The sequence below is a fragment of the Falsiroseomonas sp. RANM36 genome (genome assembly GCF_056682175.1).
On record NZ_JBWXTD010000005.1, the window covers coordinates 412,067 to 412,992 of the forward strand.

1 protein-coding gene and 1 pseudogene are annotated in these 926 nt (G+C 80.0%); both read right to left on the bottom strand.

The window, feature by feature from the left end; all coding sequences use genetic code 11:
• Positions 1-690: YeeE/YedE thiosulfate transporter family protein (locus AC1MIR_RS19985; RefSeq protein WP_480029942.1), on the bottom strand; the 690-nt coding region annotated here is incomplete at its 3' end.
• Positions 691-692: 2 nt separating this feature from the next.
• Positions 693-926 (bottom strand): annotated as a pseudogene (locus AC1MIR_RS19990) (hypothetical protein); the annotation flags it as partial.

Below are 926 nucleotides of genomic sequence, written 5' to 3' on the forward strand. Positions count from 1 at the left end.
GGGCCGGCGGCTGTCGTTCAATCCCCGCCCCACACACCCCCCCACCCCCGCCGGGGGGCGCCGCGGCGCCGCCGCGGGCCGCGCGCCGCGCAGCACCGCCAGCGCGCCGAGCGCAAGCAGCGCCTCCACCGCCAGCAGGGCGCCCCAGGGGCCGAGCGACGCCACCAGGTCCACGCTGCCGAGACCCGGCAGGGCGAGGCCCATCGGCAGCAGCAGGCTGCCGATGACGCCGCCGAGGCAGAAGAAGGGCAGCGCCACCCACATCCGCCGCGCCCCCTGGCCCGCCGCGACCAGCACGCCGGAGCCGCAGCCATTGGCGACCTGCATGCCGATGCCGAAGACCATCGCGCCGACCAGCAGCGGCAACCCGACCGGTGCGACGAAGCGCCCATGGCCGGGCAGAAGCGCCGCCGCCGGCAGGATCACCGCGGCGGCGACGGCGGGGATCAGGAAGGTCGCGGCGAGGGCGCGCCCGTCGCCGGCCTCGAGCAGCGCGCGGAACCCGCCGGCGAAGCCGAAATCGAGCCAGACGAAGGCGGCGCCGCGCCGCAGCGCCACGGCGACGCCGCCGGGCAGCGCCGGGTCGGGCAGGGCGGGCAGCATCGCCGCGATCGCCAGCAGCCCGGCCGAGCCGAGCGCCAGGCCGGCCAGGCTCGCGCGCGGCCGGGCCGCGACCGCGTCGGGCGCCACCTTCAGCCTGCCGCCTGACGGACCAGCCGATCCAGGAAGGCCTCGGTGCCGGCCTGCTGCTCGGGCGGGATCGCCATGCCGTGCCGCGCGAAGACGCGCGTGGCGATGTCGGCGCCGGTGCTGCGGGTGATGAAGACGCGGCCGGCCGCGGCCGCCCCCACCCGCGCGCGCATCGGCAGGGCCAGCGCCCGCGTCGGGCGCGCCGCCCACCCGCCCCGGCCCGCGGGGGGCGTGGC